The sequence below is a fragment of the Verrucosispora sp. FIM060022 genome (assembly GCF_003977705.1).
Classification (GTDB): domain Bacteria; phylum Actinomycetota; class Actinomycetes; order Mycobacteriales; family Micromonosporaceae; genus Micromonospora; species Micromonospora gifhornensis.
The window spans coordinates 136689-151417 of record NZ_RQIV01000008.1; the positions used below are offsets into that span (position 1 = coordinate 136689).

Consider the following 14729-nt stretch of genomic DNA (forward strand, 5'->3'; position numbering starts at 1 on the left):
TCCCCGCACAATGTCGGTCATGTCGTCGCCGCTGGAGTTCCTGGAACTGCTCGCCCGGGAAGCCGCTGCGGTCGAGTTCGAGGGTCCGCTGGTCGCCGCCCGCTCGGCCGGGCTGCCCGCCGACCAGATCGCCGAGCTGGAGCAGGCCAAGACGGTGGCGCTGCGGGTCCGCGCGCTGCTGGAGCGCCGCCGCCGCCGGGAGAGCGAACTGCTGAGCCTGTACGACACGGTCAGCGACCTGGCCGGGCTGCGTGACCTGGACGACGTGCTGCGGGCGATCGTGCACCGGGCCCGGCACCTGCTCGGCGCGGACGTCGCCTACATGACCCTCAACGACGCCGAACGCGGCGACACCTACATGCGGGTCACCGACGGCTCGGTGTCGGCCCGCTTCCAGCAGCTGCGGCTGCCGATGGGCGCCGGCCTCGGCGGGCTGGTGGCCCAGTCGGGCGCCCCGTACGTGACCGCGAACTACCCGCAGGACGAACGCTTCCACCACACCCGGGAGATCGACGCCGGGGTGGGCGAGGAAGGGCTGGTGGCGATCCTCGGCGTGCCGCTGCGGCTCGGCTCCACCAGCATCGGCGTGCTCTACGCGGCGAACCGTTCGGCCCGGCCGTTCGTCCGCGAGGAGGTGGCGTTGCTGCTCTCGCTGGCCGCGCATGCCGCGGTGGCGATCGACACCGCGCGGCTGCTGGCCGAGACCCGGGCGGCGTTGGCGGAACTGTCGTCGGCCAACACCACCATCCGGGCGCACAGCAGCTCCGTCGAGCGTGCCGCGGCGGCCCACGACCGGATGACCGCGCTGGTGCTGCGCGGTGGCGGGGTGGAGGACGTGGCCGCGGCGGTCACCGAGGTGCTGGGCGGCACGCTGCTGGCGTTGGACGCCGAGGGCCGGCTGCTGGCCCGGGTCGGTGCGCTCGACGAGCCGGACCGCGCCGACCTCGTGGAGGCGGTGGCCGCGTCCCGGACCGAGGGACGCAGCGTACGCCGGGGTGAGGTGTGGTATGCCGCCGTGGTGGCCGGCGCGGAGAACCTGGGTGCGCTGGTGTTGCACCCCGAGGGCGAACTGGCCGACGCCGACCAGCGGATCCTGGAACGCGCAGCGCTGGTCACCGCGTTGCTGCTGCTGTTCCGGCGCACCGTGGCCGAGGCCGAGGGCCGGGTCCGGGGTGAGCTGCTCGACGACCTGATCGCCCGGCCGTTGCGCGACACCGAGGCGCTGCGCAGCCGCGCCCGCCGCCTCGGGGTGGACCTGGACGCCCCGCACGTGCTGGTGGCGGTCGACGACGACGCGATCGCGGCCACCGGCTCGGCCCGCCAGCGGGTGCTCTCCTGGGCCACCACGTACGCCTCGACCCGGGGTGGGCTGGCCGCGGCACGCGACGGGCGGGTGGTGCTGATGCTGCCCGGGCAGGATGCCGGTGGCAGCGCCCGGGCCGTGTCGCGGGACCTGTCCCGGATCACCGGCCGGCCGGTGACCGCCGGAGCGAGCGGCCCGGTCGCCGGGCCGACGTCGCTGGCCGTCGCCTTCCGGGAGGCCGACCGCTGCCTGGCCGCGTTGGGCGCGTTGGGCCGGGCAGGGCAGGGTGCGAGCACCGCCGAACTGGGCTTCGTCGGGCTGCTGCTGGGCACGGTCTCCGGCGACGGTGACGCCGACGTGCGTCAGTTCCTCGCCACCACCATCGGCCCGGTCGTGGACTACGACGCCCGTCGGGGCACCGCCCTGGTGCGGACGCTGGAGGCCTACTTCGGGGTCGGCGGCAGCCTGGCCCGGGCCGCCGAACTGCTGCACGTGCACGTCAACACGGTGACCCAGCGGCTGGAGCGGGTCGGGCAACTGCTCGGCGCGGACTGGCAGAAACCGGAGCAGGCGCTTCAGGTGCAGCTCGCGCTGCGACTGCACCGGCTGCGTACCCCCGGTGGTTGAGCCGGCTGCTCATTGCTGGCTGCCGGCCCGCGACGACCGCGCGCGGCTCAGTGCTTGCCGTAGTGCTGCCGGGTCTCCCGAATCGCCTCCTCGGCGGCGGCCTGCTCCTGCGGGGTGGTTCCGCGCCGGGCGGCCAACCAGGCCCGCAGCAACTCCACCGCGATCGGCAGGACCGAGATCCCCACGATGCCGATCAGGATGAACTCGATGTTCGCCTTGACGAACGGGATCTGCCCGAGGAAGTAGCCCAGCACGGTCACGCCGGTGCCCCAGAGGATGCCGCCGACGACGTTGTAGATGACGAAGGTGCGGTAGTTCATCCGGCTCACGCCGGCCACGATCGGGGTGAACGTCCGCACGATCGGCACGAACCGGGCCAGCACGATGGAGCGCGCGCCGTACTTCTCGAAGAAGTCATGCGCCTTGAGCAGGTTCTCCTGCTTGAACAGGCGTGAGTTGGGCCGCCGGAACAGCGCCGGGCCGACCTTGCGACCGAACAGGTAGCCGACCTGGTCACCGGCGATCGCGGCGACGGTGATGAGCAGACACACCAGCCACAGCGGATATTTGAGGTACTGCCCGTCGGCGACCAGCAGCCCGGTGGTGAACAACAGCGAGTCACCCGGCAGGAAGAAGCCGATCAGCAGCCCGGACTCGGCGAAGACGATCACCAGGATGCCGATCAGCCCGAAGGTCGAGATCAGCCACTCCGGTTCGAGCCAGTCCGGCCCGAGGGCCAGGTCGGTGACGGGCGAGGGCACAAAGACCTCCGATGACGGGAACGATCCCGACGACTGCGGGACGCCCGTAGTCTAGGCCGCTCCCGGTCCGCCGGGGACCCGACACCGATACACGCCGATGTCGCCGTTGCGCACCGGGTCGCCGTGGCCGTCCGCCGGCCGGAGCCCCGGCGGTGCGCGGCCCTGCCTCAGCGGGCCTGGATGCCCGCCAGCACCTGGTCGACGACCCGCGCGGGCAGCGTCGTCTCGTCGAGGTCAGGGTTCCAGTTCAGCATCCGTTGGATGAGCAGCGGGCCGGTGATCAGGGCCAGGGTGACCTCGACGTCGATGTCGGGGCGGAGTTCGCCGTCGCGGATGCCGCGCCGTAGCACCTCGCGCATCACCGCGCGGCGGGGCTCCACGATGCTCTGGTACAGCGCGTAGTGCTCGGCATTGCGTTTCACGTTGGGCACCAGACAGGGCATGATCTTCGCCGCGCGCGGGTCGATGTTCTGCCCGACCGCGCCGACCAGGGCGATGAGATCCTCCCGGACGGACCGGCCGGACGGCTGCGGCGGCTCGCCCTTGAGGGTGCGCAGCGCGTCGTGCAGCAGCGCGTCCTTGCCCGCCCAGCGACGGTAGATGGTGGCCTTGCCGACCCCGGCCCGCGCGGCGATCGCCTCGACCGAGATCGCCTCGATCGTGCTGCCCTCGGCGAGGAGGTCCAGCGTGGCCTCGATGATCGCTTCGTCTGCGCGGACGCTCCGCGGCCGGCCGGGCGGCCGCGGAGCGTCTGCCGTGCTCGTCATGCCCGCATTGTTCCCGACGCTATGCGGTGCCGGCCAACTCGGGTTCACCGACCGCTGCCGGCGCGCCGGTGCCGGACCGGGTGGGCATCCAGCGCAGCGCCACCAGGATGCCGGCGGCGGTGACCAGTGCGGCAAGCGCCGCCGACCAGTGCATCGCCGAGATGAAGGCGTCGTTGGCCGCCGTGATCAGCTGCGGCGCCGTCGGCCCGAGCTGACCAGCGGCGGCGTACGCCCCGGAGATCGACTCGCCGGCCGCCTCCCGTGCCTGCGGTGGCAGCTCGGTCAGGGCCGGGTCGATGCCGTTGCGGTAGCCCGCCGCGAGCACCGAGCCGAGCACCGCCACGCCCAGCGCGGCGGCCACCTGGCGGATGGTGTTGCTGACCGCGGAGCCGACACCCGCCTTCTCCCTCGGCAACGCCGACATGATCGACTCGGTGGCCGGCGGCATGATGTTGGCCATCCCGGCGCCCTGGATGAAGAAGAACACGAGCACCACCCAGATGGGCGTGACCGCGTCGATGAGGGCGAACGCGCCAAGCGCCACGGCGGACAGCACCAGCCCCACCACCGCGACCGCCCGGGGGCCGTACCGGCGCACCATGGCGGCGCTGCGCGGGGCGAAGAAGAGTTGGGCGACCGCGAACGGCAGGAAGATCAGGCCGGTCTGCAACGGGCTGTAGCCGCGTACCAGTTGCAGGTAGAACGAGCTGAAGAACATCACGCCCATGGCGGCGAAGAAGACCAGCCCGATCAGCGCCACCGGAACGGCGAAGCGCGGTTCCCGGAACAGCCGTACGTCCAGTGAGGGATGGCTGCTGCGCCGCTCGTGGGCGATGAACCAGGCCAGCACCGCCAGCCCGCCGACGATGGCGGCCCAGACCAGCGGCCGACCGAAGCCGTGCTCGCCGCCGTCGATGATGCCGTACGTCAACGTGACCAGGCCGACCACCGACAGCGCGACACCGAGCACGTCGATGCGCCCCGGGTTCGGGTCCCGTGACTCCGGCACCAGCAGCGCCACCAGGACGACGCCGAGCGCGACGACCGGCACGTTGATCAGGAAGACCGAACCCCACCAGAAGTGCTCCAGCAGCAGGCCGCCGAGGATCGGGCCGATCGCCATCGCCAACCCGACCGCGCCGGCCCATATCCCGATGGCCCGTCCCCGTTCCCGCGGATCGAAGACGTTGGAGATGATCGACAGGGTGGCCGGCATGATGGCCGCACCGCCGGCCCCCATCAGCGCGCGGGCGGCGATCAGCTGTGCGGGGTTCTGCGCGTACGCGGACAGCAGCGACGCCAGGCCGAACAGCACCAGGCCGATGAGCATCATGCGACGGCGACCGGCCCGGTCGCCGAGCACGCCGAAGGTGAACAGCAGCCCGGCGAAGACCAGGGTGTAGGAGTTGATGAACCATTCGAGCTCGCCGTGGCTGGCTCCGAGTCCGTGTACCGGATCGGCGAGCCTGCGCAGCGCGACGTTGAGGATGGTGTTGTCCAGGACGACCACGAGCAGGCTGATCACCAGCACCCCGAGGATCGCCCACCTCCTCGGATGTCCAGTGTTCGCATTCGGCGGCATTCCCCGCACCCCCCGCTTTTCGATACGGTCGCGTCCGTAATCGCATCTGAGCGTAGGCCCGACAGTATCGATACGGAACCGTTTCGTATTTAATGTGACCGCCGTCACACCAGCACCCCGACAGCCCCCACCCGCCAGGTCACCAGATGCCAACTTGGGGCCATTGTCCGGAAATGGTTGGCGCTCACCGGGCCGTGGACGGAATCCCCGGCGGGTGGGTGGCGTTGTAACCCATGGCTGACGAAGTAGGGGCCAGGTAGGCGCCAGTCACACCCGAGCACCCACGGTGACCAGCGCGATCCTCCCCCACGGCCCCGACCGACCGCCCAGGGAATGGGCCGGCCCTCCCGGTCGTTACACCTGGACCCGGCACCACGACGGGCGTGCACCGTACGCGTCAGCGACGCTTCCCCCAGCGCATCGCAGCACGCCGTACCTGCGCTTCTGGACTCTTCGCGCCGCGCCCCCTGGTCCTCCGCGCCCTTGCCGGCGCACACCTCCCCGCGCCCCTCCCCCGCGCGGACATCACCCCCGAATGGAGCTTTGATCATGAACACCATGCTGCGTAAGAGCGTCCTCGCCATCGCCGGTCTCACCGTCGCCGGTGGTCTCGCCGCCGGCCCGCTCAACCACACCACCACCGACACCACCACGAACACCAGCACCGCCACCGTCGCGCAGGCCACCAAGCCCGACACCACCACGCTCATCCCCCACGGCGTCCAGGGCAACCAGTCCCACATCGACCTCAACGACGAACAGATCGCCAACACCAAGGCCATCATCGCCGCCACCAAGAAGACCGGCATGGACGAACGCGCCGCCGTCGTCTCCATCGCCACCGCCCTGCAGGAGTCGAAGCTGGAAAACCTCGGCCACCTCGGCGACCGCAACGACCACGACTCCCAAGGCCTGTTCCAGCAGCGCCCGTCCAGCGGCTGGGGCACCGTCGAACAGATCACCGACCCCGAATACTCCACCACCGCCTTCCTCAAGGGCCTCCAGCAGGTCGACGGCTGGCAGAACATGCCCCTGACCGAAGCCGCCCAGACCGTCCAGGTCTCCGCCTACCCCTTCCACTACGCCCAGTGGGAACAACAGGCCGCCGACCTCGTCACCGAACACTGGAACAGCTGACCCCAAGACCTTCCACCACAGGGGGAACAAGACGCCGATGGCCGGCACCCGCACCCGGGTGCCGGCCATCGGCGTCTTCACCGTCCGCACGACCGCCCTCCGCCCGACTGCCCTCCGCCCGACGGGCGTCTGCGACACGAGCGGGCGGCGGCGTGCAGGCGGGGGGTTCCGAAGGGGGCTTGCGCAGGGCCGATAGGTTGATGATCCACTCAGCAGGTCGCTCCGGAAGGTACGTAACCCATGCCCATCGGCTTCATCCTTGCGATCGTCGGCGCGGTCATCGCGGCCGTCGCCGTCGCCGTCGCACTGCTCGGCGGACACCGGAACGTACGACAGGTCGGCGCCCTGACGGCGGTCTCCGCACTGGTCGCGACGCTCCTGCTCACCGTCGCGTCGAGCGCCCACTCGGTACCGATCCGCTCGGTCGGGATCGTCACCAGCTTCGGCAAGCCGACCGGTGAGGTCACCGGCTCCGGCCTGAAGTGGGTCGCGCCGTGGCAGCGGGTCGGCGAATGGGACGCCGGCCGGCAGAAGTACGACCACATCGGCAACGATGCCTGCGTACGGGTGCGTACCGGCACCCTCGCCGACGCCTGCGTCGAGGTGCTGATCGAGTGGCAGGTCCAGCCGGAGAACGCCCCGCAGCAGTTCATGGACTACAAGGGCGACTTCGACAGCTTCCGCGGTCAGCGGGTCGGTGTGCAGCTCGACAGCGCGGTCAACGACGCCTTCGCCTCCTACAACCCGCTGGAGCGCATCGACGCGAAGACCGGCAACCTGAACGTCGACCTCAAGCCGTTCGCCGAGAGCATCAAGTCCAGCGCCGAGGGCCGGCTGGGCAGCGACGTCGACATCCTGTCGGTGACCATCACCCGGGTCAATCACGACGAGAAGACCGAGGGCAACATCAAGGCCTTCCAGGACAAGCTGGCCCAGACCCGCAACCTCGAACAGGACCGCCGCAACGCCGAGATCCAGAAGGAGATCACCGAGACCAACGCCAAGGTCGACAAGGTGACCCGCTGCCTGGAGATCGCCGAGAAGAACGGCAGCTCGCCGGGCCTGTGCATCAACCCGGGCATCGTCACCGGCACCGCGAAGTGAGCTGACACCCCTCGCCGGACGGTGATGAGTTGTCTGGGCAGTCCGGCGAGGGCGTGTGATCAGCTGGTCAATGCGTCCAGGGCAAGGTCGACGTCGTCCTGGGTCGAGTACAGGTGGAAGGAGGCGCGGACGTTGCCGGCGCGGACCGCTGCGCGGACACCGGCCCGTTCGAGCTTCTCCTGCGCGCCGGCCACCTGGACGGTGACGATCGCGCTGTCGCCCGGCGGCTGCCCCAGCCCGGTGAGGAACCGGTTGGCCAACGCTACGTCGTGCGCGTGCACCGCCGACACCCCGATCTCCAGCAGCAACTCCAGCGTCGGGGCCGCGCCGACCCAACTGAACCAGGCCGGTGAGATGTCGAACCGGCGGGCGTCGTCGGCCAGCCGCAGCGGTGGACCGTAGTAGGAGCCGTGCGGGTCCTGGCCGGCGTACCAACCGGCGGCGTCCGGACGCAGCCGCTCCCGTAGCTGCGGCGCGAGGTAGGCGAACGCGGTGCCGCGCGGGCCCATCAGCCACTTGTAGCCGCCGACCACCACCGCGTCGGCGCGGGCCGCGTCGAACGGCAGCCAACCGCAGGCCTGGGTGGCGTCGACCACGACCAGCGCGCCGTGCGCCCGGGCCGCCGCGACGATCTCGTCGTACGCGGCCACCGCGCCGTTGGCGGACTGCACCAGGCTGAACGCCACCAGGTCGGTGCCGGCGTCGATCGAGGTGGCCAGGTCGGCGAGGGGCACCGTGCGTACCTCGACACCGCGTTCCCGCTGCACCAGCCAGGGGAAGAGGTTGGAGGTGAACTCCACCTCGGGTACGACCACCCGGGCGCCGGCGGGCAGGGCGGCCGCGATCGGTGCCAGCAGCTGCGAGACGTTGACGCCGACCGCGACGTCGGCCACCGGCACCCCGGTGAGCTGGGCGAAGGCCGCCCGCGACCGGTCGGTCGCCGTGCTCCAACTCTCCCAGGAGGCGGTACCTGCCCGCCACCCGGCGAGCGCCTCCTGCAACGCGTCCCAGGCCGGGTCGGGCGGTAGACCGTAGCTGGCGGTGTTCAGCCACCCGGGATGCGGTTGCCACAGCTTCTGTGCCTGCTCAAGCTCCACGCCAACCGACGCTAGTCGCCGGTCCCGGCCGGTGAGCAGCGCCAATCCGCACCCCCTGGCTCTCGACCCCGGCGAAGATCGACGCCGTTTCGGCGTTGTGGCGGGGCCCCGAACGGCCGGTCAACCCCACAGCGCCGAAACGGCGCTCAGCCACTGAGTGGCGCGCAACCGCCGGGCGGGTCAGCTGACGTTGGCTGGGCCTAGGACGCTCTTGAGGTCGGCCATCAGGGCGGTGGTCGCCGCCACCCGGACCGGGCCGAGCCGCAGCAGGGTGGTGCGGCTGCCGTTGAGCAGCTTGACGTGCACCTCGGCGTCGCCCGGATGCAGCACCAGCGTCTCCTTGAGCCGCTCCACCAGCGGCGGAGTGCACCGGGTCACCGGGATGGTCAGGGTGACCGCCTTGTTGGTCGTGCTGGTGGAGACGTCGGGCAGGGACATGTCCATCGCCATGATGCGGGGAATGTCGTCGCGCCGGTCCACCCGGCCTTTGACCACCACGATCGCGTCCTCGGCGATGTACTGGCCGATCACCTCGTAGGTGTTCGGGAAGAACAGCGTCTCCACCCCGCCGGCGAGGTCCTCCAGAGTGGCCGAGGCCCACGCCCGGCCCTGCTTGGTGACCCGCCGCTGCACGCCGGAGAGGATCCCGGCGAGGGTGACCACCGCACCGTCGGGCACGGTGCCCTCCTCGGACAGGGCGGAGATGGTGCAGTCAGCGGACGCGCCGAGGATGTGCTCCAGGCCGAACAGCGGGTGGTCGGAGACGTACAGGCCGAGCATCTCGCGCTCGAAGGCCAGCTTGTCGCGCTTGTCCCACTCCCCGTCGCCGATCGTCGGCATGACAGTGGTGTTGGTGGCGACCTCGGCTTCGCCGAAGCCCGCCCCGAACAGGTCGTACTGGCCGACGGCCTCCTTGCGCTTGACGTCGGCGTACGCGTCGATGGCGTCGGCGTGCACGGTGAGCAGGCCCTTGCGGGAGTGCCCCATCGAGTCGAACGCGCCGGCCTTGATCAGCGATTCGATGGTCTTCTTGTTGCAGACCACCGCGTCCACCTTGGACAGGAAGTCGTAGAAGTCGGCGTACTCGCCCTTCTCCTGCCGGCAGCGCATGATCGAGGTGACCACGTTCGCGCCGACGTTGCGGATCGCGCCGAGGCCGAAGCGGATCTCCTTGCCGACCGGGGTGAACGGACCGGCCGAGGTGTTCACGTCCGGCGGCAGCACCTGGATGCCCATCCGGCGGCACTCCGACAGGTAGAGCGCCATCTTGTCCTTGTCGTCGCCGACGGAGGTGAGCAGCGCCGCCATGTACTCGGCCGGGTAGTGCGCCTTCAGGTACGCCGTCCAGTACGACACCAGTCCGTACGCGGCGGAGTGCGCCTTGTTGAAGGCGTACCCGGCGAACGGGACCAGCACGTCCCAGACCTTCTGAATGGCGTCGTCGGAGTAGCCGCGTTCGCGGCAGCCGTCCCGGAACGGGATGAACTCCTTGTCCAGGATCTCCTTCTTCTTCTTGCCCATCGCCCGGCGCAGCAGGTCCGCCTGACCCAGGGTGTAGCCGGCGAGGATCTGCGCGGCGCGCTGCACCTGCTCCTGGTAGACGATCAGGCCGTAGGTGGGGGCGAGGATCTCCTTGAGCGGCTCCTCCAGCTCCGGGTGGATCGGGGTGATCTCCTGGAGGCCGTTCTTGCGCAGCGCGTAGTTGGTGTGCGAGTCCACGCCCATCGGGCCGGGCCGGTACAGCGCGAGGACGGCGGAGATGTCCTCGAAGTTGTCCGGCTTCATCATCCGCAGCAGCGACCGCATCGGCCCGCCGTCGAGCTGGAACACGCCAAGGGTGTCGCCTCGGGCCAGCAGTTCGTACGCGCCCTTGTCGTCCAGCGGCAGACCCAGCAGGTCCAGCTCCTTGCCGTGGTTGAGCTGGATGTTCTTCACCGCGTCGTCGATGATGGTCAGGTTGCGCAGGCCGAGGAAGTCCATCTTCAACAGCCCGAGCGACTCGCAGGTCGGGTAGTCGAACTGGGTGATGATCACCCCGTCGGAGTCCCGGCGCATCAGCGGGATGTGATCGATGATCGGCTCGGCGGACATGATGACGCCGGCGGCGTGCACACCGGTCTGCCGGATCAGCCCCTCGATGCCCCGCGCGGTGTCGATGACCTTCTTGACGTCGGCCTCCGACTCGTACATGCCGCGGATCTCGCCGGCCTCGGCGTAGCGCGGATGCTTCGGGTCGAAGATGCCTTCGAGGGGAATGTCCTTGCCCATCACCGCCGGCGGCATGGCCTTGGTGATCCGGTCGCCGACCGCGTACGGGTAGCCGAGCACCCGGGCCGAGTCCTTGATCGCGGCCTTGGCCTTGATGGTGCCGAAGGTGGCGATCTGGGCGACCTTGTCCTCACCCCACTTGTCGGTGACGTACTTGATCACCTCACCGCGCCGACGCTCGTCGAAGTCGATGTCGACATCCGGCATGGAGACGCGCTCGGGGTTCAGGAACCGCTCGAAGATCAGCCCGTGCGGGATCGGGTCCAGGTCCGTGATGCCCAGGGCGTACGCGACAAGAGAACCGGCCGCCGAGCCACGGCCCGGACCGACGGCGATGCCCTGGTTCTTGGCCCACTGGATGAAGTCGGCGACCACGAGGAAGTACGACGGGAAACCCATCTGGATGATGACGCCGAGTTCGTACTCGGCCTGCACCACATGCCCCTCGGGGATGCCGTTCGGGAAGCGGCGGGCCAACCCGGCGAAGGTCTCCTTGCGGAACCAGGACTCCTCGGTCTCCCCCTCGGGCACCGGGAAACGCGGCATCAGGTTGTGGAACTCGAACATCCCGGTCGGGTCGACCTTCTCGGCCACCAGCAGCGTGTTGCGGCAGCCCTCCAGCCACACGTCGGAATTGTCCACGCCGCGCATCTCGTCGGCCGACTTGATGTAGTAGCCGCTGCCGCCGAACTTGAACCGGTTCGGGTCGGCGACGTTGCTGCCGGTCTGCACGCAGAGCAGCACGTCGTGCGCCTCGGACTGGGCCTCGTGGGTGTAGTGCGAGTCGTTGGTGACCACCGGCGGGATGTTCAGCTTGCGGCCGATCTCCAGCAGCCCGTCCCGGACCTGCTTCTCGATGTCCAGGCCGTGATCCATCAACTCCAGGAAGTAGTTCTCCTTGCCGAAGATGTCCTGGTACTTCGCCGCCGCTTCGAGGGCCTGCGCGTCGTGGCCGAGCCGCAACCGGGTCTGCACCTCGCCGGAGGGGCAGCCGGTGGTGGCCATCAGTCCGTCGGCGTGCTCGGCGAGCAGTTCCGCGTCCATCCGGGGCCACTTCACGAAGTAGCCCTCGGTGTACGCCTTGCTGGTGAGCTTGAACAGGTTGTGCAGGCCGACCCGGTTGCGCGCCCAGATGGTCATGTGGGTGTAACCACCGCTACCGGAGACGTCGTCGCTCTTCTGCTCCGGGCGACCCCACCGCACCCGCTTCTTGTGGAACCGCGACTCCGGCGCCACGTACGCCTCGATGCCCAGCACGGGCGTCACCCCGGCAGCCATGGCCTGCTTGTAGAAGTCGTTCGCGCCGTGCATGTTGCCGTGGTCGGTCATCGCGACCGCCGGCATTCCCTGCCGCTTGACCTCGGCGAACAGGTCCTTGAGCCGGGCCGCCCCGTCGAGCATCGAGTACTCCGTGTGCACGTGCAGATGCGCGAACGAATCGCCCATGCCAAGCCCCCCGGGTCGGCTGATCAAGTCGGGTCGACTTACCCTAACCCGCCACCGAGGGGCCTTCCGAGCGGCGCGCGGCAGGCGTACCGCAGACCACCTGGCCATTGACGGAGGGTGACCGGTCAGCGACGCCGGCGTGGTCGGCGTCGCCTGGTCTGCACCGCAACTCCGCCCGGCTGAGCGACGTCAGCCAGGCGGCCTGCTGAGCAGGTCGGGCGGCTCCCGTCGGGTACGGGGGCCGCCCGGCCTCAGGTTCAGTGCGCGACGGGCAGGTTCGCCTCCTGGCGGGCCCGCTCGTCGCCGCTGAGGGTGTGCAGCGGCTTCTCCCGGATGAACAGCACCGCCAGCAGGGCGAGGAACGCGATCGGCGCGCCGATCAGGAACAGTTCCGAGGTGGCGGTGGCGTACGCGTTCTGCACGATCCGCAGCACCGGCTCGGGCAGCGTGGACAGGTCGGGTACCTCGGTGGTGCCGCCGTCGGTCGCACCGGCGGCCGGTCCGAGTTGCGCGGTCATCAGGCTGGTGACCCGGTTGGCCAGCACCGCGCCGAGGGCGCTGACGCCGATCGCGCCGCCCATGCTGCGGAAGAAGGTGAGCACCGAGGTGGCGGCACCCAGTTCGTGGGCGGGTACGTCGTTCTGGGCCGCCAGCACCAGGTTCTGCATGAGCATGCCGACCCCGATGCCGAGCAGCGCCATGTAGCTGAACAGCAGCGGCAGCGGGGTGTCGATGTCGATGGTCGACAGCAGCAGCATCGCGACAACCATGACGGCGGCCCCGGCCACCAGGTACGCCTTCCACCGGCCGTACTTCGTGATGAGCTGGCCGGCGATCGTGGAGGAGACCAGCAGACCGAGGATCATCGGCAGGCTCATCAGGCCGGCGATGGTCGGCGACTTGCCCAGGGAGGTCTGGAAGTACTGGGACAGGAAGACCGTCCCGCCGAACAGGGCGACACCGACAAGCATGCTGGCGACGGTGGTCAGCGTGACCGTACGGCTGCGGAAGATCTCCAGCGGAATGATCGGCTCGGCGGCGCGGGACTCGACCCAGATGGCCACCACCAGCAGCGTCAGGCCACCGACGACCATCAGCGCGGTCCAGCCGGAGGCCCAGGCGAACTTGTGCCCGGCCAGCGAGGACCAGATCAGCAGGGTGCTCACACCGGCGGTGATCAGCGCCGCGCCGGCCCAGTCGATGCGGGCCTTGCGGCGGATGATCGGCAGGTGCAGGGTGCGCTGGAGCAGGAAGATCGAGATGAGGCTGAACGGCACCCCGATCAGGAAGCACCAACGCCAGCCCAGCCAGGAGGTGTCCACGAGCACGCCGCCGATCAGCGGGCCGGCGATGGTGCCGACGCCGAACACCGCGCCGAAGATGCCGGCGTAGCGGCCCAGCTCACGCGGCGGGATCATGGCCGCCATCACGATCATCGCCAGGGCGGTCATGCCACCCGCGCCGATGCCCTGGATCACCCGGCTGACCAGCAGCACCTCGACGTTCGGGGTGAGACCGGCGACCAGCGAGCCGAGCACGAACAGCCCGAGGGAGAGCTGGATCAGCAGCTTCTTGCTGTAGAGGTCGGCCATCTTGCCCCACAACGGCACGGTGGCGGTCATGGCCAGCAGTTCGCTGGTGACGATCCAGGTGTAGACGGTCTGGCTGCCGTTGAGGTCGGCGATGATGCGCGGCAGCGCGTTCGCGACCACCGTCGAGGCGAGGATCGCCACGAACATCCCCACCATCAGCCCGGAGAGGGCTTGGAGGATCTCCCGGCGGGACATCCGGCCGCCGTCCGCCCCTGCGGCGTCGACCGGCTCGATCGCAGTCGTCATGACACTTCTTCCTCACGCATGGTTCAGTCCTCGACGCGGTCGCGCCGGAGAGGTGGTCCTGGTCTGGGTGCCGCGGCCAGCCTCGCCGGACGCCAGGCTCGACAGGCGGCAGATTCGGTGGGTGACGGGCGCGGCTGGCGGTGGGCTCGGCAGGTGGCAGGTGCGGCGGGCCCGGTGGTCAGCCGGTGCGGGGGTCGGGCAGGCCGGCGGCGACGGTGGCGAACGACTCGTCAAGCAGCGCGGCCAGGCGGTGGGCATCGCCGGTCGCCCACCGGATCATCGCGGCCCGCAGGGCAGCCCCCGCGACCGCCACGACCAGCGCCGGGTACGCGTCGTCGGCCGGCAGTCCGGTACGCGCGGCGATCGCCTCGACGAGGGCCCGTTCGGTGGTGGCGTTGCCGGTGACCAGGCGGCCCAGCAGCACCGGATGCTGGGTCACCACCCGCAACCTCAGCTGCCACAGTTCGGCGTCGCCCTGTGCCTCCTCGACGGCAGCGATGAAGGCGCGGCGCAGCGCCTCCAGTGCGGGCTGCTCGGCAGGTACGGCGGCCAGTGCCCGCAGTACCCGCTCGCGGTCGCCCTCGCTGTCGCCCACCAGGGCGTCGTCCTTGGTCGGGAAGTAGTTGAAGAAGGTCCGGGCGGAGACGTCCGCCGCCTCGCTGATGTCCTCGACCGTCACCTGGTCGAGGCCGCGCTCGGCGACCAGCCGCAGCGCGGCGGCGGCCAGGGCGGCCCGGGTCTGCCGCTTCTTGCGGTCCCGCCGTCCCAGCGTCGTCAGCTCGTCCACCTGCACGTCAGA

General features: G+C 70.1%; 10 protein-coding genes. 3 read left to right on the plus strand and 7 right to left on the minus strand.

Features of this window, described 5'->3' with window-relative positions:
• Nucleotides 1–10: 10 nt before the first annotated feature.
• Nucleotides 11–1930: a helix-turn-helix domain-containing protein gene (locus EG812_RS21200; protein WP_126712556.1), complete on the plus strand. Its 1920-nt coding sequence runs from the start codon at nucleotides 11–13 to the stop codon at nucleotides 1928–1930.
• 47 nt (nucleotides 1931–1977) lie between these two features.
• Here the strand turns inward: EG812_RS21200 and EG812_RS21205 are convergent, their stop codons facing one another.
• From EG812_RS21205 to EG812_RS21215, 3 genes are all read right to left on the minus strand, one after another.
• Complete coding sequence (locus EG812_RS21205; protein WP_013732717.1) at nucleotides 1978–2691, minus strand: DedA family protein; 714 nt, start codon at nucleotides 2689–2691, stop codon at nucleotides 1978–1980.
• Between the two features lie 167 nt (nucleotides 2692–2858).
• Complete coding sequence (locus EG812_RS21210) at nucleotides 2859–3458, minus strand: TetR/AcrR family transcriptional regulator (protein ID WP_013732716.1); 600 nt, start codon at nucleotides 3456–3458, stop codon at nucleotides 2859–2861.
• Nucleotides 3459–3477: 19 nt separating this feature from the next.
• Nucleotides 3478–5040 carry an MFS transporter gene (locus EG812_RS21215; protein WP_043720286.1) on the minus strand — a complete coding sequence of 521 codons (1563 nt, stop codon included), beginning with the start codon at nucleotides 5038–5040 and terminating at the stop codon, nucleotides 3478–3480.
• A 549-nt stretch (nucleotides 5041–5589) separates the two neighbouring features.
• Here EG812_RS21215 and EG812_RS21220 point away from each other — a divergent pair.
• The gene (locus tag EG812_RS21220) at nucleotides 5590–6177 is read left to right on the plus strand and encodes a hypothetical protein (RefSeq protein ID WP_126712557.1); all 588 of its coding nucleotides are present in this window, start codon (nucleotides 5590–5592) and stop codon (nucleotides 6175–6177) included.
• Between the two features lie 240 nt (nucleotides 6178–6417).
• On the plus strand, nucleotides 6418–7281 hold the full coding sequence (locus EG812_RS21225; RefSeq protein ID WP_013732713.1) for an SPFH domain-containing protein: 864 nt from the start codon (nucleotides 6418–6420) through the stop codon (nucleotides 7279–7281).
• Between the two features lie 59 nt (nucleotides 7282–7340).
• On the opposite strand, the gene EG812_RS21230 is transcribed toward EG812_RS21225, so the two are convergent.
• The 4 genes from EG812_RS21230 to EG812_RS21245 all read right to left on the minus strand — a co-directional run bounded on the left by EG812_RS21230 (nucleotide 7341) and on the right by EG812_RS21245 (nucleotide 14723).
• Nucleotides 7341–8378 (minus strand): aminotransferase class V-fold PLP-dependent enzyme, encoded by a 1038-nt coding sequence (locus tag EG812_RS21230; protein WP_043720283.1) that lies wholly within the window; start codon nucleotides 8376–8378, stop codon nucleotides 7341–7343.
• Between the two features lie 180 nt (nucleotides 8379–8558).
• Nucleotides 8559–12092, minus strand: a complete 3534-nt coding sequence (gene dnaE / locus EG812_RS21235) for a DNA polymerase III subunit alpha (protein ID WP_126712558.1) — start codon at nucleotides 12090–12092, stop codon at nucleotides 8559–8561.
• A 257-nt stretch (nucleotides 12093–12349) separates the two neighbouring features.
• Nucleotides 12350–13930: an MDR family MFS transporter gene (locus tag EG812_RS21240; RefSeq protein WP_126712559.1), complete on the minus strand. Its 1581-nt coding sequence runs from the start codon at nucleotides 13928–13930 to the stop codon at nucleotides 12350–12352.
• Between the two features lie 178 nt (nucleotides 13931–14108).
• Nucleotides 14109–14723, minus strand: coding sequence for an acyl-CoA-like ligand-binding transcription factor (locus EG812_RS21245; RefSeq protein WP_013732709.1), 615 nt, complete (start codon nucleotides 14721–14723; stop codon nucleotides 14109–14111).
• Nucleotides 14724–14729: the final 6 nt, after the last annotated feature.